Genomic DNA, 20,503 nt, shown 5'->3' on the forward strand with positions numbered 1-20,503 from the left:
AGCCTCGGCCTCAAGACCACAAGGGCATTTCGCCTCAGAGTTAGGTTTAAGAGTCAGGGTAATAAGTGATGCTGTCTGGTGAGACTTTACTATTTTAAAGCCTTCCCAGAATGAAGATAGGAAAGTATGATTCGGCATGGAAACGGTAGTTTGTGTATGATTTTTGTTTGGCGACTAAACCCTATCACTTACTACCGTTTTTTTTTGTTTTTAGTTCCCGCTAATCCGCGATGAACCATAAAAAAGCCCCGCTATAGGGGCGGGGAAATTACCAAAGGTAAAAGAGAAATGGATGTTAGCACTGCGCACTGCAGCGCTCGATATTAGAGTGCGAAACAAAAACCAAGGTTGTAGTCATCACCATTTTTCGCAGTGAACTCTTTATCTTCACTTGATGCATTTGGTCGACCACTTTCATCGCCCTTTACTAGGCTAACCCAGTGTCGGATTCCAGAAGAAATGCTTGCTTCTGTTTGACCAAACGTGGTGCATGTCTCTAGTTGGATGTCTTCAATGTCAACAAGCTCAAGATTACCTGTGCCTTTGCGAGCACCAATTGTCACTTCCACATGTGTACCGCTTTCATCGCGGAACAGGATTGATGAGGGCTTAGATTTATCACCTGTATATGCCACAAAATGCTTTGCACGTTTCAGGCCTGTGTGCTCGCCATTTTGGAAGTAAACCTGAACATGTCGGTAGTCAATCTCATAGCTCACAACATCTTCATGAGAGCCCGACTCAAGAGGAAATAAAGTATCTAGCAACTGTTTCGCCATCTTCTGCTTTTCAAGTTGCTTGTCTGCTTTCACCATTTCGACGGCAAAGACAGCTTCAGCAATAAAAGTTGAATGGTTTCTGTGAAGTTCTGTTTTGTCTAGTGTCAGCATATTCATAGTCTATCCCTCGTACGGCTTTAAATTTCACTTGGGTCAAACATCCTAATTGACCCTTTTCAGATTTGTTCTTTACTGCTTGGTTTCCATGTTTTTCATACTACTGTTATTTTTGAAACAATTTCACAACAAAAATTACACACTGTGAATTTTACTAAATTGCTTTTTTACACACTCCTATTTTTAGGGGTAAAATGAGCATTAAGTCATTAATTTAAATAGACTTACACTCATCACACCCTCACTTTTACGTCTTGTTTGATTTTGTATAATATCCGACCCCTACTAGCTTGTTATCGATAACTCGATAGTAGGTATGCTTAGTTTCGACCTTACTCGACAATGGATTTAACCAACGATAGGTATAAACACCACGGCCATTTTCTCGTGCCAGATTCAACATATCGGTGAGGATCGGTTTATCGTCTGGGCTCAAGATTTCGTTGTGTGAGCGCCCAACCAATTCAGGGGACACCCCATGCGCCAGCAGCTTTCCTGAACTCATGTCCATCACAAACACATACAAATCCCCTTCTACGAAGCTACCTTCAGCGTCATTGAACTCAACCAAGCTCTGTTGCTCCGACTCCACTATCGCGGTCATCGCTCTTGCCAATAAGCGCTTAGCTTCAGCGGCACTAGAACGCTCTGGATAGAAGCCTACGGCAACAATCACATCTCCTACACGTTCAAAGAAGGTCGTTTTGGGCTCTCCCATACGATCGGTTGGGTTGGTCCAGTGATATTCCACCTCACCAAAACCGTTGTGGACCGCTTTGGTGATCATTTCTCGGAAAAACGGATTGCCATAAACATCTTGCGTGTCCAACACACTATCGCCCACCAGCACCATGGAAGAGCCACCACTAGCGAGGAATTGGCCATCAATTCCAAGTGCAAACACGTATAACTCACCGTCTATGTACTCTGGGTCACTCATGAAATCTGTGACGCTTTCATCACCCTCGGTTTGAACGTGGATTACCGCTTTTGCCAACAAAGTCTTGGCCCTTCTCTCAGCCTCGCTCACCACGTGGGGCTCAGAAATATCGAGCACATTGACAGCTTGGGTAGCCTTCTCCGACTCCGAATGTTCAGCCCGTAAGCCCATGCCACCAATAACGGCAAACAAGGCGCAACTGATAAAGATAATTTTGGATAAACTCATGGTTATCTCTCCTAATAGCCCACTAAGGACGGAAGCCAAAGCGTAATTTGTGGGAAGAAAGCGATAACAAACACACCCACAACCGAAGCAAGAACGAAGGGATGGATCTTCGCGGTGATTTGCTCAACCGTGGAACCACCTATCCCCGAAGCAACAAAGATGTTTTCGCCAAGCGGCGGTGTTGCAAAACCTATCGATAAGGTACATACCACCACGATACCCACATGAGTAGGATCCGCGCCTAACATATACATGATTGGTAATAGAACCGGCACGATAATCATGATCGCTGCTAAGGTTTCCATGAACATACCGATGAACAACAGTAAGGTAATCGTCAGCGCCCACACCATGTACATGTTGTCAGTAAAACTGAGCAACGACTCAGCCACTACTACTGGAATTTTTTGTTCAATCAGTAAACGACCAAACACAGTAGCGGCAAAGAGGATCAACAACACACGTCCGGTGATCCAAGTCGTGGTGGATAGAGATTTCATCACGCTTTTGAATGACAATTCGCGGTGAATAAATACACCCACAAACAGCGAATAGAAGATTGCTACAACCGCAGACTCTGTTGGTGTGAACATACCGCTGTAGATACCACCAAGAATCAAGAATGGCGCTAATATCGACCATAATCCGCGGCGTAAGTAGTACCTTACATCACCAAACGACCAGGTCTCGGTAAGCCCTTTGTAGCCTTCTCGCTTAGCAATGAAATAGTTGGTTACCACCAGCGTCGAAGCCATTATGAAGCCCGGTACAACCCCAGCAACAAACAGTTTTGGAATAGACAAAGAAGCAAACTGGCCGTGTTGAGCTATGGCTTCCGGTGGCGCCATCAAGCCCATTGCGGAGATACCAAAGATAACCAAAGGAATGGAGGGCGGAATAATGATCCCTAGCCCGCCGGATGCAGCAGTAACAGCCGATGCGTAGCTCTTATCGTAGTCACGCTTGACCATCGCAGGCACCATTAGCATGCCTACCGCAGCGGTGGTTGCAGGGCCAGAACCCGAGATAGCACCAAAGAAAAGACACGCCATTACCGTTGCTGCGCCAAGGCCGCCTGTTACAGGCCCAGCTAAGCTTTCGGCGATATCAACCAGACGTTTGGAGATACCCGCCGCCTCCATTAAAGCGCCTGCAAGAACAAAAGCTGGCAGCGCCATTAATGGGAAGTTACCCACCGAGGTAAATGCGATTTGTACCAAAGCGATGGGATTTTTGTCGAGCAACATATAAGCCGCCATCGAAGCGCCGGCCAGTGATACTGTGATTGGTGCGCCCAGAATTAACAGCGTTAAAAAGCCACCAAATAAAATTAGAGTTAAATAGGATTCCATTATTACATCTCTCTATTACGACTATTCTCTGTGATGACTATTGCGCGGACTTTTGTGCCGTCATTTTGCGCAGCTCTTTGACTTCTGGATCTTCGTTGGTTGCGCCTTTGAATAAACGCTCATAGTTGTTCCAGATAATTCGAATCATCATCAGTGAAAACGCGATAGGTAAAATCATGTAGAAGTACTTCATCGGGATACCTGTGGTTTGAGACTTCCAAAACAGATTCATTTTGTTGAACACAAAGTCGTAGCTGAGGTAAACGAAGTAGCCGTTGAAACAGAGCCATAAGAAGTCAGCGATGGTTTCACTCACGGTCTGCACGATTGGCGGAAAGAATTTAAAGTGAAAGCTCACTCGATTGTGCGCCGACATCTTGGCCGCAACAACAGCCCCTAGATAGGCAAACCAAACGAACATGTAAGTAGCAACCTCATCCCCCCAAGGGATAGAGTAATCAAAGAACTGGCGAGTAAGGATTTGTGTGAACAGCAATAGGACAAAGCTTGTGAGCAGCAGACAACATGTATATTCCTCAATGTTGTTTAGGTGCTTTTTTATTGTTTTAGCGACTGACATATAACCTCCAATGTTGATTTCCACATGACAACCAGTCGCTCACGGTCCTAAAAAGATCAGGTACAGAACAGCTCAACGAGTACAGCCATGTAAATGCCCTATCTCACTGTTCTATCGCTAGGTGATTAAATAGCGGAGAACAGCAGATAGGGCGAATCTAATCGTTACTTTCTTCCTAGTAACTCAAGAACGTCGTCTAGCTTGTCTTTGCCTCCAATGCTTGAGTAGAACTTAGGCCAAACGGACTTAGTCACCTTGTTGATCCACTCTTGCTCATTGTCTGCAGGGTCTGTGAATACCATGCCTTTTGCTTGTAGCTCTTCGCGAATCTTATTTTCCGTGTTTTCTAAATAAGCAAAGCTGTGCTCTGTCGCTTCCTGACCTGCTTCAAGAATGAGCTTTTGCATTTCAGGTGTTTGCTGTTGGAAGACCGTTTCACTCACGATTAAAGGTTCTAGAGAGAAAATGTAGCGAATGTTGGTCACGTACTTTTGTACTTCGTTAAACTTCATCGCATGGACTGTGATGTAAGGGTTATCTTGTCCATCTACCACACCTTGTTGCAGGCCAGTAAAAGTTTCAGACCATGCCATTGGCGTTGGGTTTACACCCCATGCTTGGTAAGAAGCGATCATAATCTCGTTACGAGGAACACGAATCACTAACCCTTTAAGATCTTCTGGCGAAGCGACTGGCTTTTTCGAGTTAGTCAAAACCCTAAAGCCAGAGTACGCCCAACCGACAATACGGACGCCTGCATCACGAATTGTGTTGTCGACAAGGTCTTGACCGACTTGACCTTGAGTCAGGAGTACCGCTTCTTCTGCACTCTGAATCACGTAAGGCATGGTCAGCAGACCTACAGTTGGAGAGAAAGGGGTGACGTTGTTGATCGCCAGTACAGAGAAATCAAGAAGGCCGATGGCAGCGTCGTTGACGGTGTCTTGCTCGTTGCCTAATTGACCATTCGGGAACAGATCGATTTTCACTTTACCGTCTGTTTTTTGCTCCATCAGTTCAGAGAATGATGTCGCTAATTCCCACTGCGTACCACCAGCAGCATCACCGATAGCCATTTTAAAATTCGCAGCTGCCACGGTATGAGATAGCACCGCTGTTGCTACAGTGGTGACACCCGCAATAATTTTATTTTTAATAAATTTCATAGTCTTAACCTTTCCTTTCATACAGACTTCCTGCCTGTACTTTGCTCACAAGGTGACCTGGTACAACTTTCCTGGTCGTAGTTCTATTTCCCTATTTTGGAAACAATGTTCGGGTAGTTACAGCCTTTCATCCTTTAACGAATACCACTGATAAAGGAACCGCTGCCCCATTCTTCGAAACGGTGCAAACATCTCTGATTCCACCACTTCCATCACGTTGGGGAACGGAAGTTTTGATTCAAATATTGGTAGGTCGAGCTTGTGACCTTCACCGGCTATCCATTGAGCAAGGCGTTTACCTGCTTGAGCGGAATACATCACGCCATTGCCGCCATAACCCAGTGCATAGAAGATGGTTTGCTTTGGATTCGGCTGATAAATTCTCGGCATCATGTCGTGACTAACATCCACCCAGCCCCACCATGAATAATCGATTTGGATCTGATCGAGAGACGGGAATTTTCGGGTTAAATCCGCTCTTAGCATGTCTTCATATTTCTTCTCAGGTGCATTCTTGCCACTGATGGCACTGCGTGTACCAATCTGTACTCGGTTATCCGGTAACAAACGGTAGTAGTGGCGCAGAATGCGAGTATCAGTAATCACTTGATTAGTTTTGAAGTTACAAGCGGCGATTTCGTCTTGAGTTAACGGACGTGTCACCATCGAATTAGAAAGTACCGGCAACAGGCGATTCTTAAACTCTGAATGCAAACCTTGGCTGGTGTATCCACCGGTACAAACCCCAACAGAACGAGCCTTCACAACACCGCCAGGCGTTTTCAAGTAGTGCACACCGTTGCGAGTTTCCCAACCCATAACTGGGCTAGATGGGTGAACCTTAACGCCGAGCGCACGCGCCTTTCTTAGGTAACCAAACGCCAATTTCCCTGCATGAATACCGATACCTTCGGGTTCATGCATCGCGCCTGCGGCTTCTTGATCACCAACGTAATCACGCTTTACGGTTTCCGCATCTAAAATCTGTGCATCGTAGTCAAACGTGTCGCGCAGCAACTTTGCTTCTTTCTCGAGTGTTGCCATCACTTTTGGACGGTGTGCAACATATAAGTGACCACCAGGTTGTGGGTCACAATCAATGTCTTTGATCAGTGACTTGAACGTTTCCATGCCATCCACACACTCGCGGTGCATTTTTATCGCCGTTTCTAGGCCCCAGCGTTCAATCCACTGAGAACGCTTCAAACGCCCAGAAGCACACTGTGCTTGGCCACCATTTCGGGTACTGCAGCCCCAACTCATACGGTTAGCTTCAATCACAGTCGCTTTAATACCGTACATTTCAGCAAGGTGTATCGCGGTACTTAGGCCTGTGTAGCCTGAACCGATTATTGCCACATCGATATCCATGTCTGACGTGATTGGGCCATCATCTTCAGGTGGCGCGCCTGCAGTATCTACCCAATAAGTCGGGGCGTATTCCTTACCGTGACCTGGGCTCTTGTCTTCAAGTGGATCGTATTTTGGATCGTATCTTTCTTTCGCTTGGGTACTTTCTTTTGCTTGGGTGCTTTTCACCTTTGGCGGCACATCGGCTGCCGGTTGTTCCATTACTAAACTCATAATTCGACTCTCCTAGTCATAACTCGTGAACGGGTTGCGATTTCGTGTCTAGCTCTTGGGAGTCAAAAGAGGTCGTGTTTTACGAAAGGCATTTTTTACGCTAATTTTTCCGTCTTTCAGAGTAAATACATCAACCATGCGAGCTTCGATAATGCTGCCATCAGGGTTAGTCGCAGAGAATGTTGACTCAGTCACCGCACGGTCACCACACACAAAGTGGACAGGATCGCTCCAAGCGGCGTCTGGAAAATTCTGCCAAACCAATTCAAAGCTATTTCGAACCGCTTCGTACCCTTCAATAGTATTTCCAACCAAGCCTTCACCTGCCACCGTGTGGAAGACACAGTCTTCAGTCATAAACGACATCAGTGCTTCAATGTCGTGGTTATTCCACGCATCACTGAAAGACTGTAAAAAGGCGGTGTCGACTTGGTTTTCCAGCACGAATGTCGCTGCATTGGTTTGCATATTCATATTCCAGAATCCTTTATGTTTTCGTTATTAGTTTAAATTTCAGTAGCTTTGCGCCACTTTTTTATTAGAGTTTTTCAACTAGCTCCGCAAGCATTTAACAACCTCGCAACATATCAAATCACTCTAACTTCGAGTCGTGTTATATACAATATCTAAGCTCACATATTTCGTATTTTTATAAATTTAATTAGTGTTCTAATTTTATTTAAACAAGACTTCACTCAATTTGAAAATTAAAATATGACTTGAGTGAAGCCTTAATTTTCAATAAAGATATTAGTCGTTAGTCGAAGTCAAAATCTTGATGGTACTTTCGGCCATATTGTTCCAAAGTTCGACTATGAGCATTGACTTGTAATTCGATATTGCTTCCATCTTTTCCCATAACCTTATTTCCATCGACGTGTGATTCATTTTTCAAATCAACCAGTGCCTCTTCGTTATACTCGGTAGGTTCATTTAACACATTCATGGATATTAACTCCTTTATCAGATTTACTTTGGCTGACGGCAAAACATGAACGGATACTATACCGTTTGAATATCCTTGCTCGTCGTACAAAGGTTGAATGGCATCATTGCAGCCTTCCTTAAACGGATGAATGGAATACCATTTGTCCTTACGTTGTTCTTGCTGATCACAATCAACAGCATGAAATATCTGAGTTTTCTCCACACCACATGGTGTGAAGAAATCACTGACTCTTTCAAAATCAATCACTTTAATAATATTAATGCAGTCTTTACTCTGGCTATGACACAAAGCCCACAGCGCATTAACCAGGTTATCGCTCCATTCAAGTAAACGAGTGGGAAATCCCTGCTTCTTTGCTAAGCACATCAGCAACCAATCATTTATGTCGTGAGAGCTCAATGAATGCCCACCATAGATACGAACAGTTGAAAGCAAATCTTGTTCGACTCGGCGTAAGTTCTTACGATTAGAACGGCCCAAACTCGGCATCAAGTTATTGTTTTCGTAATCACAAACGTTATAAATCAACCCACAAGGTTCGTTCCACTCTTTAATATATAACTCAATTATTTGATACAGTTCTTTGAGTGAGCTTATATACCGTTTATTGTTCATATCTATTTTCTACCACTCACCTATACAAATAATGATTCTCAACTAAAAATAAATTTCAATTACTCTTCGAATACTCATACTAAAGTTGAATAAATCCAGTTACTCATCAATAATTACTATTTTAATATTCGGTTAATAACAATCACTGATAAAACCTCGATGTCGATACAATGTAATGTAGAGTAATAGTTATTTGGTTAGTGCTCTAATATTTAGCACAATGAACGTAAAAATATGACTTGTTGCAAAAAGAGTTTTCTTTCACGTTCAATTTAATATCAAAAACCATCACTTAATTTGTTTGTCCGACTCCGATCTCGATAGCATTCTCCCTAACACTTTCGATAATACGGTGCCGGACAAACTTTCTATTGGTTATACGTAATCTTTGTATTTATCTAGGAAACGAACCGGTTTAGACAATGCGTCTCGACGGAACGGGTCGCCCAGTTCTTGAGTACACATAATTTCAATAATGGTTGTTTTGCCTTCGTTCATTTGCATGTCGATGGCTTTTTGCAACGTTGGTCCTACATCTTCTAGCTTATCAACCGTGATACCTTCGGCCCCCATTGCTCGTGCGATTTCAGCAAAGCTTTGGTTATCCAGTTCACCTGCAACAAAGCGTCGGTTGTAGAAGTCGACTTGGTTCTTCTTCTCAGCACCCCATTGACGGTTGTGGAATACCACAGCTGTCACTGGAATGTTGTGACGAACACATGTCATGGTCTCCATCAGGCTCATGCCCCACGCACCATCGCCGGCATAAGAGATAGCTGGACGATGAGGTGCTGCCGCTTTTGCGCCAATGATGGTCGGGAACGCGTAGCCACAGTTACCGAAACTCATTGCCGCAAAGAAGCTACGTGGTTTTTCAAAACGTAAGTAGCTATTTGCCACTGAGTTGATGTTACCGATATCCGTTGAGACCATAACGTCTTCTGGCATCGCTTTTTCTAGTTCACGCAGTACTTGGCGTGGATGTAGATATTCGCCACCAGAGAACGGAGTCTCATGCGAGTTTTCTTCAATCATATCCAAGCTGAACGAGTCACGTTCGTGCGTCCACTCATCAAGCTCTTTTTCCCACAACGCTTTTTCTGTTGCCACTGTGTCTTGGCGATCGCCTTTGTTGTCATCACACAACAGTGCACGACCTTCCAGTCTTTCAGCTAATGCCACAGCCACTGCTTTTGCGTCGCCACAAATACCCACAGAGATCTTCTTAACCAAGCCAAGCATCTTGTTATCTGCATCGATCTGAATGATTTTCGCGTCTTTCGGCCAGTAATCCATGCCATGTTGAGGCAAGGTACCGAATGGACCAAGGCGAGTACCAAGAGCAATAACCACATCCGCTTGAGCCATCAATTTCATTGCAGCTTTCGAACCTTGGTAACCTAGTGGACCACACCATAATGGGTGACTTGCTGGGAACGAATCATTGTGTAGGTAGCTGTTTACTACTGGCGCGCCTAGTCGTTCAGCCAGTGCTGCACACTCTTGAACCGCGTCAGCCATTACCACACCGCCACCAGAAATGATGACTGGGAATTTCGCTTCAGCAATCAGGTCTGCCGCTTCGTTTAGAGATTTTTCACCACCTGGGCCACGGTCTAAGCGTGCTGGTTTAGGGATCTCGGTTTGAGTCTCACCGTAGAAGTAGTCACGTGGAATATTAAGTTGAGTAGGCCCCATCTCGCTCATTGCACGGTCAAAGCATCGACCAGTGTACTCCGCCATACGGTCAGGGTGCGTTACATGCCCTTGATACTTAGTAAACTCTTGGAACATTGGAAGTTGGTTACACTCTTGGAAACCACCTAAGCCCATTGTTTTAGTGCCGGTCTCTGGCGTCACAATAACAACAGGGCTGTGTGCCCAATACGCTGCTGCAATTGCTGTTACACAGTTACTGATACCCGGGCCATTCTGGCCGATAACGACACCGTGGCGACCAGAGACTCGAGAGTAACCATCTGCCATGTGAGCAGCACCTTGCTCGTGTACCACTGGGACCAATCGAATGCCAGCAGGAGCAAAGATATCCATTGCATCCATAAATGCCGAACCCATGATGCCGAACATATCGGTGACATCATTGGCGACCATAGTTTCAACGAACGCTTCTGATGGTGTCATTGTTACTGTGCCGGAAACAACCGTACGTTTTTCTTGCTCACTCATTCTTCCATTCTCCTTGAGTTAACCTAAATTTCATTTTTCGGAATGAATTGTCTCTTTTTCGAATTCAAATTCACCTTAGTAGTAGATTTTTTGCGCGTCAACATTTTACGCTAAAATGGAACAATTCATTCTAATTAATAAAGCTGGATCACATTGTTGGTAGTTTTTCGTACAAAAAGTGCCGTTAACTCCAAGAGAGAGGTTAATAATCGATAGCAGTTCAAAAATCACAGCAGTCATGGAAGCGATAATGGGGAATAAAGAATGAACAATGAGGAATTGCGACCAACGAAACAGGTAAGTGTAAGAGAGCATTTCGGCATCGATAGCGACTTAACGGTGTTGGCCTTTGAGGAGGCGGGAGAATACGTACCGAAGATCGATCCCAACTCCTGTTTTGATCCTGAAGTCACGCTCGCAATATTAGCGGGCTTCACATCTAACCGTCGCACGCTAATACAAGGCACACACGGAACCGGCAAGTCTTCTCATATAGAGCAAGTGGCAGCACGATTAAATTGGCCATGCTTGAGGATCAACCTAGATGGGCACTTAAGCCGATTAGATTTCATTGGCAAAGATAGCATCGTCATTAAAGATGGAATGCAGGTAACGGAGTTTAAGGAAGGCATTCTTCCACAAAGTATTCAGCAACCCATCGCATTAGTATTGGATGAATACGATGTGGGCCGACCCGATGTAATGTTTGTGATTCAGCAACTGTTAGAGCAAGACGGCAAATACACTTCGCTCGAGCAAAACCGAGTGATCACTCCCCACCCTTCTTTCCGCCTGTTTGCGACCTGCAATACTCTGGGCTTGGGTAACTTTTCCGGTTTGTACTCTGGTACTCAAGTGCTTAACCATAGCCAACTTGACCGATGGAACATCATCGCGACACTTAACTATTTAGACCCACAACATGAAACTAAGATCGTGTTATCTAAGCGCCCAGAACTGAACAGTGAAATCGGTCAGCAGCTAGTTGAGAAAATGATCGCAACCGCTGGTTTAACGCGAAATGGTTTTAGAGCAGGCGATCTGTCGACGGTAATGTCTCCGAGAACCGTGATCACATGGGCAGAAAACATTCGAATATTCGATAACGTAGCGACGGCATTTAGGCTTTCATTCCTAAACCGTTGTGAAGATGAAGAGAAAGAGTTGGTGAGCGAATATTACTTCCGCTGCTTTGGTGAGGCCCTAGAAACGCCTACTCAGAATTATGCGCTGTCGGAGTCGTAAACCATGGGCAATGTTTCTTCTCAGCAAAAAAAGATCCTCGACCTTGGTGTGTCTGTCGCTAGGGCGATAAGTGGTGAATTGAACCTCAATTATCGGGGAGAGCGTCTCTATAACGGCAACTACCCTTGCTATTATCAGTCTGCCCACACCAACGATCTCACCTTTGTGTCTCGCCATGAGCTCATCAACAGTAAATTATCAATGAACGGTAAAATTGACTCCTCCGCATTGAGGCTGCTGCTTTCTGATGCTGAACTTCACTATTCACTGCGCCCAAAAAGCGAAGTCGAGCGTTTACTGTTCGATTTTTGCGAACAGGTACGAATCGAGTCACAAGTCCCAGCTTATCTAAAAGGCGTCACTAAAAGCATTCAGTTCAACTTTGCATATTGGAGCGATCAATATCATCGAAATGGCTTTACTGAATCCCGCATTGGTATTTTGTTGTTCACATTAATGCAGGTCATCCACACTCGCTTAACGGGTGTCCCAGTCTCGGAGCCCATCGCTGAAACCATTGAATCAACTCGGGCAGGCATCGTGCCTACTTTCGGGAACTATCTAAAACAATTGAAGGAACATCGAACCGATCAACAGCGGTTTGCGCACTATGCCCACGAGCTCGCGTCTCTGGCGCAAGAGCTCATCAACCAAGAACAAGAGGGTGAAAGCTCAAGCACACCAACGGTCGAAGAAGATATTAAAATCCTCGCGCAACTTGCTCTAATCGTTGATGGTGACATTGAAGATGAAGAGGTTGATGCGGACATCACTGGCAGTAGTAAGGTATTTGAGCTCTCCGGTGCCAATTACCAGATATTTAACTCAGAATTCGATCAAGTGATCGCCGCAGATAAGCTTGTTAGGCGTGCCCTATTATTCGAACTGAGGCAAAAACTCACTGATGACTTGATGGCGAGACATGTGAATACCCGACGCTTAGCCGCCATGCTGTCTGGTTTTGTTGCCACACCACAACAAATTCGACGCCAAGAACACCTAGAAGAAGGCATCGTCAACGCCACCGCCATCACTAAGCTCATCACTTCTCCTTTAGACCGTACGGTTTTTTATCAACCTGAAATTGGCCCGTCCCACCAATGTGCCATCACGTTTTTGATGGACTGTTCGGGATCAATGCAAAAACACAGTCACAAACTCAGCCTACTAATGGATACGATTCTCAAATCCGTTGGGCTCGCCAATATCCCCTTCGAGATTATCGGCTTCACCACCAACAACTGGAATGGTGGCAAGGTCTATCGTCAATGGCTTAAACAAGGCCAACCGAAACATCCTGGGCGTTTAAATGAGGTTAGACATATCGTATTTAAAGATTTTGATACGCATTGGAGGCGCGCTCGACTCGGTATTGCCAGCCTTCGTAAAGCAGACATCTTCAAAGAAGGAATTGATGGAGAAGCGGTTCAGTTTGCTAGCCAGCGATTGCAGCAACACAGCGCACAACGAAAGATCTTGTTTGTGTTTTCGGACGGTTGCCCAATGGATACCGCCACCAGCACAGCCAATGATCAATTCTATTTAGATAACCACCTCAAACAGGTGATTGAACGTGAGACGACCAAGAATAATATTGAGCTCCATGGCGTAGGTATGGGTGTCGATTTGAGCCCCTATTATCGCAGTAACATTACGTTGGATACTCAAGAGAGCTGCTTGTTTGGACTATGTAGAGGGATCTTTGAGATGCCAAAGCGTGTTTAAACGGTGAAGCGTTGGCTAGCAACTCGCTAGCCTCACTGATAGAGCGGACTTTACGGAGAGCCCAACAGTGACCATGCCGACACGGCCATCAAATATCCACCAATCAACATCAATACACCAAACACCAACTTCCTCAATTGATCATTAGACAAAGGGGGTGGAAAACGCCGCGCAAACATGGTTACAAGCGCCACCAAGGGAACAGCAATAGCAGATAACCACAGTATGCTTGGTTCCATGTCGCCTGCAGCATAGACATTGACGGTACGGGACATCGACGTACAAGCGAATACCATCAGCAATGTACTTCGTACAAGATCGAGCGTAAAAGGCTGCCGATAAAGATGATAAACAATCGGCGGACCCGCCATCCCAAACAGCCCACCCGCGAGACCAGGACTAAACCCTGACACAAAAAATGATAGGGTTGCTGAGCGTTCTGTTCTGGTTTTAGGTTTGAACATAAAGCTCAGACCTGCGAATAACACCATCGCGCCCAATAACCCTCGCAGGATATGCGTTGCCGACCCAGTCAACTCATCCAGCAAGAACACTCCCAACGACACGCCGGGGATAATACCAATCACTAACACCACCAAAATCTTGAGATCACCAAGCAGTGGCTTGCCCATCAACGCAACTAAACAGTTAAACAAGGTCACGATGCTAACCACGGCGGCGATCACGGGCAACGAAACCAGATTAAGGCTTACCGTGAGACCAATTATGATAATACCCAACCCAAAACCCGTGACGGTTTGGAAATAGGTACCTATCGCAATGGTGGCAAGAATGGCGAGTAAAACAGGTAACTCCATTGGCAATCCTAATTAGGTCTATTTTAACTTAGTATGAGTACGAGCTTTGAGTTCTAGTCTTAGTACCTAAACTCAAATTCTGATTCTTCTCTTTCTTTAGCGTCTTGCTCTTCTGGAGTTTTTTGATCTTCTGAAGATTTTTGAGCCTCAGCTTCCATATCCGTCGTTGCATTTACCGCTTTGCCTTGTTGTGCTTGCACGGCAGTCACCGCGATTACATTAAAGATATCTTCGGCACTGCACCCTCTGGATAGGTCATTGGCAGGTTGGTTCAACCCTTGCAACAACGGACCAATCGCGACCGCGCCACCAAGCCTTTCAGCAAGCTTGTAACCGATATTGCCAGCTTCTAAGTTTGGGAATATCAACACGTTAGATTCGCCCTTAACCTCAGAATCGGGCAACTTTTTCGCCGCAATTTCAGTGACAATCGCCGCGTCGAGTTGAACATCCTGATCAACTGCAATTCCGGGGCAACGTTGCTTCACTAACAGGGCGGCATTACGAACCTTATCGACCGATTCATGCTTCGCACTGCCATTGGTAGAAAACGACAACATTGCCACTTTCGGTTCTTCCATCAACAGCGTTTGAGCACTGTTTGATGCAGCCACTGCGATCGATGCAAGCTCGGTTTCATTGGGATTAATCACCAAACCACAATCACTGAAAATCATGCCGCCTTTAAGGTTATGGAAAGGCTCGCACAACATCATCAAAAAAAAGCTCGATACCAATTCACTGTCTGATGCCGGGCCGATGATCTGCACCGCAGCTCGCACCACATCTGACGTCGTGTAAACCGCTCCATTTACCGTGCCGTCGACCAGCCCTTCTCGTACCATCAAGTTGGCAAAAATCAGTGGGTCTTCGACCTTCTCCAACGCATCGTCATACGACATGCCTTTGGCTTTTCTTAGCCCATACAGACGTTCAGTCAACACAGCTTTGAGTGCTGATGTTTGTGGTGAAACAATGTGAATGCCCGTAAGGTTAATATGATGCAACTGCGCGACTTCAATGATCGCCTTTTCTTCCCCCACCAACGTGATATAAGCGAGCTGTTTATCTATCGCTAATCGTGCTGCTGCGAGTACCCGTGGATCTTCCGCTTCGCTCAAAACCACACGCTTACGATCTAAGTGCGCCTTATCAATAATCCGTTCAATTGCCTTCATAATAAAAATCCATTTATTGAGATTAATTGTTCCATATGTTAACTTTATATTATTGAAATAATAAAAAAGGTCAAATATTATTCAGATAATTGAAGAATAATGATTTCATATGTACACTCTTAGGCATAGACATATCGCAAGGATGAATCACTGTATGCAAACAGAAACACCACAAGTTCAAGGAGATACACCGACACTTAGGCTTTTTGCTCTATTAGAGGTAATCGCACAGAAAGACGAATTCATTTCTCTTCAAGGATTAGTCGAAGAAACCGGGCTACCGAAACCGACGTTACACCGTATGCTGCAACAACTGGAATCAGCAGGCATCATTCAAAGAGATGGTGACGATAAGCACTACAGCTCAGGTATTCGACTCAGAAAACTGGCTGAGAACCTACTGTTCAATAGCACTATGCACAGTGCAAGACGTACGATTCTTGAAAGCCTGCGTGCAGAAGTTGGCGAGAGCTGCAACCTGACAGCCCTATCAAGCGGTGAGATCATCTATCTTGACCGTGCCGAAACTGAAGCCCCTCTTCGCTTTCACCTGCATCCAGGCTCTCGCGTTCCCGTGCACTGCTCGGCTACTGGCAAACTGTTTTTAGCACACATGTCTAAGTCGCAGCGCAGACGACTAATTGAAAATGTGCCGCTGACTCAATACACGGTAAAAACCATTACCGACTACTCGGTATTAGAGCAAAACATTGAAGAAGCGAAAATCCAAGGGTTTGCCATTGATGATGAAGAGTTTCTTCCAGGTTTAGTGTGTATTGCGGTACTCATCCCATCACCAACTGGTCAATCCAACCTTGGCTTAGCAATACAAGCGCCTGTGATTCGAGTGAAGCCAGATGAAGCGATTAAGTTTTTACCTGCACTGCAAAAAGCCGCGAAAGCATTAGCGAAGATCGAAGCTGACAATTGGAGTCAGCAATAGACTTTTCTTAAAAAATTTCGAAGTCCATGACTTAGCTGATCATGGATTTCGAAAATCCTACTTTGATAAATATTTATTTGGTAAGCATGGATTGGGTAAACATCGCTTTGGTAAACAATGCTCTCACAAACAAGGACTTCAAAACTATCGAACTAACGACCACAATCTTCGATTAATCAAAACTTGGTCGAAGTAACCTGAACACTCACCAACCCGCACATCAGCAACACGTCTGAAGTAATCACAACAAAGGAATCACGATGCTAAACATTAAGAACCAGCACTTACTCTCTTTTATGGTGACAGAAGCGAACAACGCAGTTGCAGTCACAAATCCAGCAACGGGTGAACTCATCGGACACGCACCGATATCATCAGAAACAGAGTTAGCGAGCGCGATTGAACGAGCTCATGTAGCGCAGAAAGAGTGGGCAAAGGTTCCAGCTAAGTCTCGAGCCGCATCACTGCACCGCTGGCACCAGTTAATCATTGAAAATAAAGAAGATCTTGCTCGAATCATGACGATTGAACAGGGTAAACCGTTAGCAGAAGCGGTAGGTGAAGTGGTTTATGGTGCAAGCTTTATTGAATGGTTCGCTGAAGAAGCCAAGCGCACTTATGGTGATTCCATTCCTAGTACAGTCGCTGGTAAACGCTTGGTAACCATCAAGCAACCTATCGGAGTCGCGTGTGCCATTACGCCATGGAACTTCCCTGTTGCAATGATCACTCGTAAAGCAGCACCTGCATTAGCTGCCGGTTGTAGCTTTGTCGTGAAACCTTCAGATGAGACACCACTTTCCGCGTTTGCTGTGGTCGAACTGGCTTACCAAGCGGGTATCCCTAAGGATCTGCTCCAAGTCGTATTAGGTGATAGCCCAGAACAGATTGGTGAGCTATTCACATCACATCCATTGATTAAAAAAATCTCTTTCACTGGATCGACCCGTGTGGGCAGTATTTTGATGGCTCAAGCAGCAAAAGGCATTAAGCGCACTTCTATGGAGCTCGGCGGCAATGCACCTTTTATTGTGTTTGACGATGCCGACATTGATGCTGCGGTTCAAGGCGCAATGGCTTCGAAATTCCGTAATGCTGGGCAAACTTGTGTCTGTGCAAACCGATTCTACGTTCACAGTAAAGTGTACGATGAGTTCGTGACTAAATTCGATCAAGCGGTTCAACAGCTTAAGGTTGGTAACGGCTTAGATGAAGGTGTAACCATTGGTCCTGTTGTCAGTCAGAATGCGAAGAACAACATCCAAGCATTAATAGACCGAGCGATTGAACAAGGAGCTGAGCCTGTTACTCCAATTAAGGATCTTGATGGGCTTTTCCTTCAGCCTGTCATTCTTAAAGATGTGAAACACAGCATGGACATTGTTCAGCAAGAGATCTTTGGCCCTGTCGCTCCTGTGATGCAATTCGACACTGACGAAGAGCTTATTGAGATGGCAAACGATACGATTTACGGTTTAGCGTCTTACTTCTACAGCCAGAACATTCACCGTGTATGGAACATTGCAGAGGCACTTGAATACGGGATGGTCGGCATAAATGATGGCCTCATCTCAACCGAGGTAGCGCCTTTTGGTGGCGTTAAGCAATCAGGTATTGGCCGAGAAGGCGCTAAAGAAGGCATCGATGAGTACATGGACATTAAATACTTATGTTTTGGTAATAACTAGGTTTCAGTAACAATTGGGTTTAGCAAGTAATTAAATCTTAGTGAGCACTAACCTGGCCCACTCTCCCCCTTCCCACCACAAAAATGAATCAAAAAAAGCCGCGCTATAAAAGCGCGGCACCTTGGGCTCGGTTAAAGGGGGTTTCTTTTTTTAGTATTTTACATTCTCTGTTTTTGTTATTCGGTTGCTTCACTATTCTTGCGCTTTCAGCTTTAGACGCATCGCGTGCAGCACTGGCTCTGTATAACCACTCGGCTGAGCACAGCCCTCAAATACCAACTGGCACGCTGCTGAAAACGCAATGCTGTTTTCAAAATCAGGCGCCATATTTTGGTAGCTTGGATCCCCTGCATTTTGTTCATCAACCACTGCTGCCATGCGCTTCATGGTTTTCATTACTTGGGCTTCCTCGCAAATGCCGTGACGTAACCAGTTAGCGATGTGTTGGCTTGAAATACGCAGCGTTGCACGGTCTTCCATTAATCCCACATCGTTAATATCAGGCACTTTCGAACAACCTACGCCTTGGTCAATCCAACGAACTACGTAACCAAGAATACCTTGCGTATTATTGTCCAGTTCGTTTTGGATATCTTGCGCAGTCAGCTTTTGATTGCCTAACAATGGGATAGTAAGAATATCGTCAACATTTGCTCTCACACGCTCACGAAGCTCTTTCTGACGGCTAGGAACACTCACCTTGTGATAGTGCAAGGCATGCAGAGTCGCCGCCGTTGGAGAAGGAACCCAAGCGGTATTGGCACCGGCTTGTGGGTGTCCAATTTTCGCGTCCATCATCTTCGCCATGTTGTCTGGCTCTGGCCACATACCTTTACCTATCTGGGCTTTACCTTGCAGGCCACAAGCTAAGCCAAGATCAACGTTTTGATCTTCGTATGCGCCAATCCAAGTCATGGTTTTAAGCTGTGTTTTAGGCGCAAAAGGACCTGCTTCCATACTAGTGTGGATCTCATCACCCGTTCGATCTAGGAAACCTGTGTTGATGAACACGACACGGTCTTTGGCTGCGCGAATACACTCTTTCAAGTTCACAGAGGTACGACGCTCTTCGTCCATAATGCCGACTTTAATGGTGAAGCGTTCTAAACCTAGTGCATCTTCAATGCGCCCAAACAATTCATTAGTAAACGCAACTTCTTCAGGGCCATGCATCTTAGGTTTTACAATATTGATGCTATTTGCGGTTGAGTTTTGGTAAGGGCTATTACCCTTTAAATCGTGCATAGCGATAAGTGATGTAACCATGCCATCCATGATACCTTCAGGCACTTCATTACCTTCGGCATCAATAATCGCAGGGTTAGTCATAAGGTGGCCCACATTGCGTATGAACAACATGCTGCGACCTTTAAGTGAGATTTCGCCCCCCGTCACACTGGTGTATTGACGATCGGGGTTCAGATTGCGAACAATGGTTTTACCGTTTTTCTCTAACGACTCTTGCAGGTCACCCTTCATTAAGCCTAACCAGTTGCGGTAAGCCAATGCTTTGTCTTCACCGTCAACGGCAGCTACAGAATCTTCGCAATCCATAATCGTGGTTAGTGCCGATTCCACCAACACATCTTTAATACCTGCAACATCGACGCTACCAATTGGCGCGCTCGGGTCGATTTGAATTTCGATATGGAGATTATTATGTTTAAGCAGGATACAAGAAGGCGCGCTTGCGTCTCCTTGATAACCAATAAACTGGTTACGATCAATTAGAGTGACTTCTTCGCCATTATCTAACGTTGCTGTCAGCGTGTTGCCAATGCTCACATTGCTGATGCTGTATTTGGTCACGTCTTTATGAGAAACACCATTCAGCGGTGCGGCATCATCAAGGAACCCGCGCGCATAACTCACTACTTTAGCGCCACGAACAGGGTTAAAGCTTCCACCTTTCTCTGCACCGTCGCTTTCACTTATCACATCGGTGCCGTAGAGCGCATCGTATAAACTGCCCCAGCGCGCGTTTGCTGCGTTAAGTGCAAATCGCGCGTTCATGATAGGCACCACAAGCTGCGGCCCAGCTTGTGTTGCGATTTCAGGCTCTACGCTTGCAGTGGTAACTTGAAAGTCTTCGCCTTCTGGCACTAGGTAGCCAATCTGCTGCAGGAACTGTTTGTACTCTGCTGCATCCAGTGTTTGACCAGCACGCTCTTGGTGCCACACATCAATTTGATGTTGAAGATCTTCACGCTTGATAAGCAAAGCACGGTTCTTTGGTGCCAGATCTTTAAGGATGGCTGCGAAAGATTGCCAAAAGTCCTCTGCAACTATGCCTGTTCCAGGAATGACCTGTTCATTAATTAATTGGTAGAGGGTGCTATCAATGCTCAAGCTTCCCTGTTGAATACGACTGCTCATAAAATCTCTCTCAAATTAACCGCTGACTACTAA

At 45.4% G+C, this 20,503-nt stretch carries 16 protein-coding genes; 4 read left to right on the plus strand and 12 right to left on the minus strand.

Annotation, left to right across the window (positions count from 1 at the left end):
- Window positions 1-323: 323 nt before the first annotated feature.
- From L1D11_RS19655 to xsc, 9 genes are all read right to left on the minus strand, one after another.
- Complete coding sequence (locus L1D11_RS19655) at window positions 324-896, minus strand: hypothetical protein (protein WP_239834694.1); 573 nt, start codon at window positions 894-896, stop codon at window positions 324-326.
- Window positions 897-1,143: 247 nt separating this feature from the next.
- Window positions 1,144-2,064: a cache domain-containing protein gene (locus L1D11_RS19660; protein WP_239834693.1), complete on the minus strand. Its 921-nt coding sequence runs from the start codon at window positions 2,062-2,064 to the stop codon at window positions 1,144-1,146.
- A gap of 11 nt (window positions 2,065-2,075) precedes the next feature.
- Complete coding sequence (locus L1D11_RS19665; protein ID WP_017065735.1) at window positions 2,076-3,416, minus strand: TRAP transporter large permease; 1,341 nt, start codon at window positions 3,414-3,416, stop codon at window positions 2,076-2,078.
- 37 nt (window positions 3,417-3,453) lie between these two features.
- Window positions 3,454-3,996 carry a TRAP transporter small permease gene (locus tag L1D11_RS19670; protein ID WP_239834692.1) on the minus strand — a complete coding sequence of 181 codons (543 nt, stop codon included), beginning with the start codon at window positions 3,994-3,996 and terminating at the stop codon, window positions 3,454-3,456.
- Window positions 3,997-4,160: 164 nt separating this feature from the next.
- Complete coding sequence (locus L1D11_RS19675) at window positions 4,161-5,162, minus strand: TRAP transporter substrate-binding protein (protein ID WP_239862695.1); 1,002 nt, start codon at window positions 5,160-5,162, stop codon at window positions 4,161-4,163.
- A gap of 117 nt (window positions 5,163-5,279) precedes the next feature.
- Window positions 5,280-6,746 (minus strand): FAD-binding oxidoreductase, encoded by a 1,467-nt coding sequence (locus L1D11_RS19680; RefSeq protein WP_239834817.1) that lies wholly within the window; start codon window positions 6,744-6,746, stop codon window positions 5,280-5,282.
- 48 nt (window positions 6,747-6,794) lie between these two features.
- Window positions 6,795-7,220 carry a nuclear transport factor 2 family protein gene (locus L1D11_RS19685; RefSeq protein ID WP_239834818.1) on the minus strand — a complete coding sequence of 142 codons (426 nt, stop codon included), beginning with the start codon at window positions 7,218-7,220 and terminating at the stop codon, window positions 6,795-6,797.
- 283 nt (window positions 7,221-7,503) lie between these two features.
- Entirely contained in the window at window positions 7,504-8,310 is an 807-nt protein-coding gene (locus L1D11_RS19690) for an FRG domain-containing protein (protein ID WP_239834860.1), read from the minus strand.
- A 375-nt stretch (window positions 8,311-8,685) separates the two neighbouring features.
- Window positions 8,686-10,497, minus strand: coding sequence for a sulfoacetaldehyde acetyltransferase (gene xsc / locus L1D11_RS19695; RefSeq protein ID WP_239834627.1), 1,812 nt, complete (start codon window positions 10,495-10,497; stop codon window positions 8,686-8,688).
- Between the two features lie 264 nt (window positions 10,498-10,761).
- Between xsc and L1D11_RS19700 the strand changes: the two genes are divergently transcribed.
- Both L1D11_RS19700 and L1D11_RS19705 read left to right on the plus strand, forming a co-directional pair.
- On the plus strand, window positions 10,762-11,742 hold the full coding sequence (locus L1D11_RS19700) for a MoxR family ATPase (protein WP_239834628.1): 981 nt from the start codon (window positions 10,762-10,764) through the stop codon (window positions 11,740-11,742).
- A 3-nt stretch (window positions 11,743-11,745) separates the two neighbouring features.
- Window positions 11,746-13,467, plus strand: coding sequence for a cobalamin biosynthesis protein CobT (locus L1D11_RS19705; protein ID WP_239834629.1), 1,722 nt, complete (start codon window positions 11,746-11,748; stop codon window positions 13,465-13,467).
- Window positions 13,468-13,517: 50 nt separating this feature from the next.
- Here L1D11_RS19705 and L1D11_RS19710 read toward each other — a convergent pair whose 3' ends face one another.
- Both L1D11_RS19710 and pta read right to left on the minus strand, forming a co-directional pair.
- The gene (locus tag L1D11_RS19710; RefSeq protein WP_239834630.1) at window positions 13,518-14,285 is read right to left on the minus strand and encodes a sulfite exporter TauE/SafE family protein; all 768 of its coding nucleotides are present in this window, start codon (window positions 14,283-14,285) and stop codon (window positions 13,518-13,520) included.
- 59 nt (window positions 14,286-14,344) lie between these two features.
- On the minus strand, window positions 14,345-15,463 hold the full coding sequence (gene pta / locus L1D11_RS19715; RefSeq protein ID WP_239834631.1) for a phosphate acetyltransferase: 1,119 nt from the start codon (window positions 15,461-15,463) through the stop codon (window positions 14,345-14,347).
- Window positions 15,464-15,617: 154 nt separating this feature from the next.
- On the opposite strand from pta, the gene L1D11_RS19720 reads away from it, so the two are divergent.
- Both L1D11_RS19720 and L1D11_RS19725 read left to right on the plus strand, forming a co-directional pair.
- The gene (locus tag L1D11_RS19720; RefSeq protein WP_239833848.1) at window positions 15,618-16,406 is read left to right on the plus strand and encodes an IclR family transcriptional regulator; all 789 of its coding nucleotides are present in this window, start codon (window positions 15,618-15,620) and stop codon (window positions 16,404-16,406) included.
- Window positions 16,407-16,666: 260 nt separating this feature from the next.
- Complete coding sequence (locus L1D11_RS19725) at window positions 16,667-18,094, plus strand: NAD-dependent succinate-semialdehyde dehydrogenase (RefSeq protein ID WP_239833849.1); 1,428 nt, start codon at window positions 16,667-16,669, stop codon at window positions 18,092-18,094.
- A 192-nt stretch (window positions 18,095-18,286) separates the two neighbouring features.
- Here L1D11_RS19725 and L1D11_RS19730 read toward each other — a convergent pair whose 3' ends face one another.
- The gene (locus L1D11_RS19730; protein ID WP_239833850.1) at window positions 18,287-20,470 is read right to left on the minus strand and encodes a malate synthase G; all 2,184 of its coding nucleotides are present in this window, start codon (window positions 20,468-20,470) and stop codon (window positions 18,287-18,289) included.
- Between the last annotated feature and the right edge of the window lie 33 nt (window positions 20,471-20,503).

The organism is Vibrio sp. Isolate32 (assembly GCF_022397955.1).
GTDB lineage: Bacteria > Pseudomonadota > Gammaproteobacteria > Enterobacterales > Vibrionaceae > Vibrio.

Bases quoted from the DNA above. Each gene is read 5' to 3' on its own strand.
- L1D11_RS19675 (WP_239862695.1), bottom strand. From the start codon at position 5,162: ATGAAATTTATTAAAAATAAAATTATTGCGGGTGTCACCACTGTAGCA.
- L1D11_RS19730 (WP_239833850.1), bottom strand. From the start codon at position 20,470: ATGAGCAGTCGTATTCAACAGGGAAGCTTGAGCATTGATAGCACCCTC.
- L1D11_RS19690 (WP_239834860.1), bottom strand. From the start codon at position 8,310: ATGAACAATAAACGGTATATAAGCTCACTCAAAGAACTGTATCAAATA.
- L1D11_RS19685 (WP_239834818.1), bottom strand. From the start codon at position 7,220: ATGAATATGCAAACCAATGCAGCGACATTCGTGCTGGAAAACCAAGTC.
- L1D11_RS19655 (WP_239834694.1), bottom strand. From the start codon at position 896: ATGAATATGCTGACACTAGACAAAACAGAACTTCACAGAAACCATTCA.
- L1D11_RS19700 (WP_239834628.1), top strand. From the start codon at position 10,762: ATGAACAATGAGGAATTGCGACCAACGAAACAGGTAAGTGTAAGAGAG.
- xsc (WP_239834627.1), bottom strand. From the start codon at position 10,497: ATGAGTGAGCAAGAAAAACGTACGGTTGTTTCCGGCACAGTAACAATG.
- L1D11_RS19670 (WP_239834692.1), bottom strand. From the start codon at position 3,996: ATGTCAGTCGCTAAAACAATAAAAAAGCACCTAAACAACATTGAGGAA.
- L1D11_RS19665 (WP_017065735.1), bottom strand. From the start codon at position 3,416: ATGGAATCCTATTTAACTCTAATTTTATTTGGTGGCTTTTTAACGCTG.
- pta (WP_239834631.1), bottom strand. From the start codon at position 15,463: ATGAAGGCAATTGAACGGATTATTGATAAGGCGCACTTAGATCGTAAG.
- L1D11_RS19725 (WP_239833849.1), top strand. From the start codon at position 16,667: ATGCTAAACATTAAGAACCAGCACTTACTCTCTTTTATGGTGACAGAA.
- L1D11_RS19680 (WP_239834817.1), bottom strand. From the start codon at position 6,746: ATGAGTTTAGTAATGGAACAACCGGCAGCCGATGTGCCGCCAAAGGTG.
- L1D11_RS19710 (WP_239834630.1), bottom strand. From the start codon at position 14,285: ATGGAGTTACCTGTTTTACTCGCCATTCTTGCCACCATTGCGATAGGT.
- L1D11_RS19720 (WP_239833848.1), top strand. From the start codon at position 15,618: ATGCAAACAGAAACACCACAAGTTCAAGGAGATACACCGACACTTAGG.
- L1D11_RS19705 (WP_239834629.1), top strand. From the start codon at position 11,746: ATGGGCAATGTTTCTTCTCAGCAAAAAAAGATCCTCGACCTTGGTGTG.
- L1D11_RS19660 (WP_239834693.1), bottom strand. From the start codon at position 2,064: ATGAGTTTATCCAAAATTATCTTTATCAGTTGCGCCTTGTTTGCCGTT.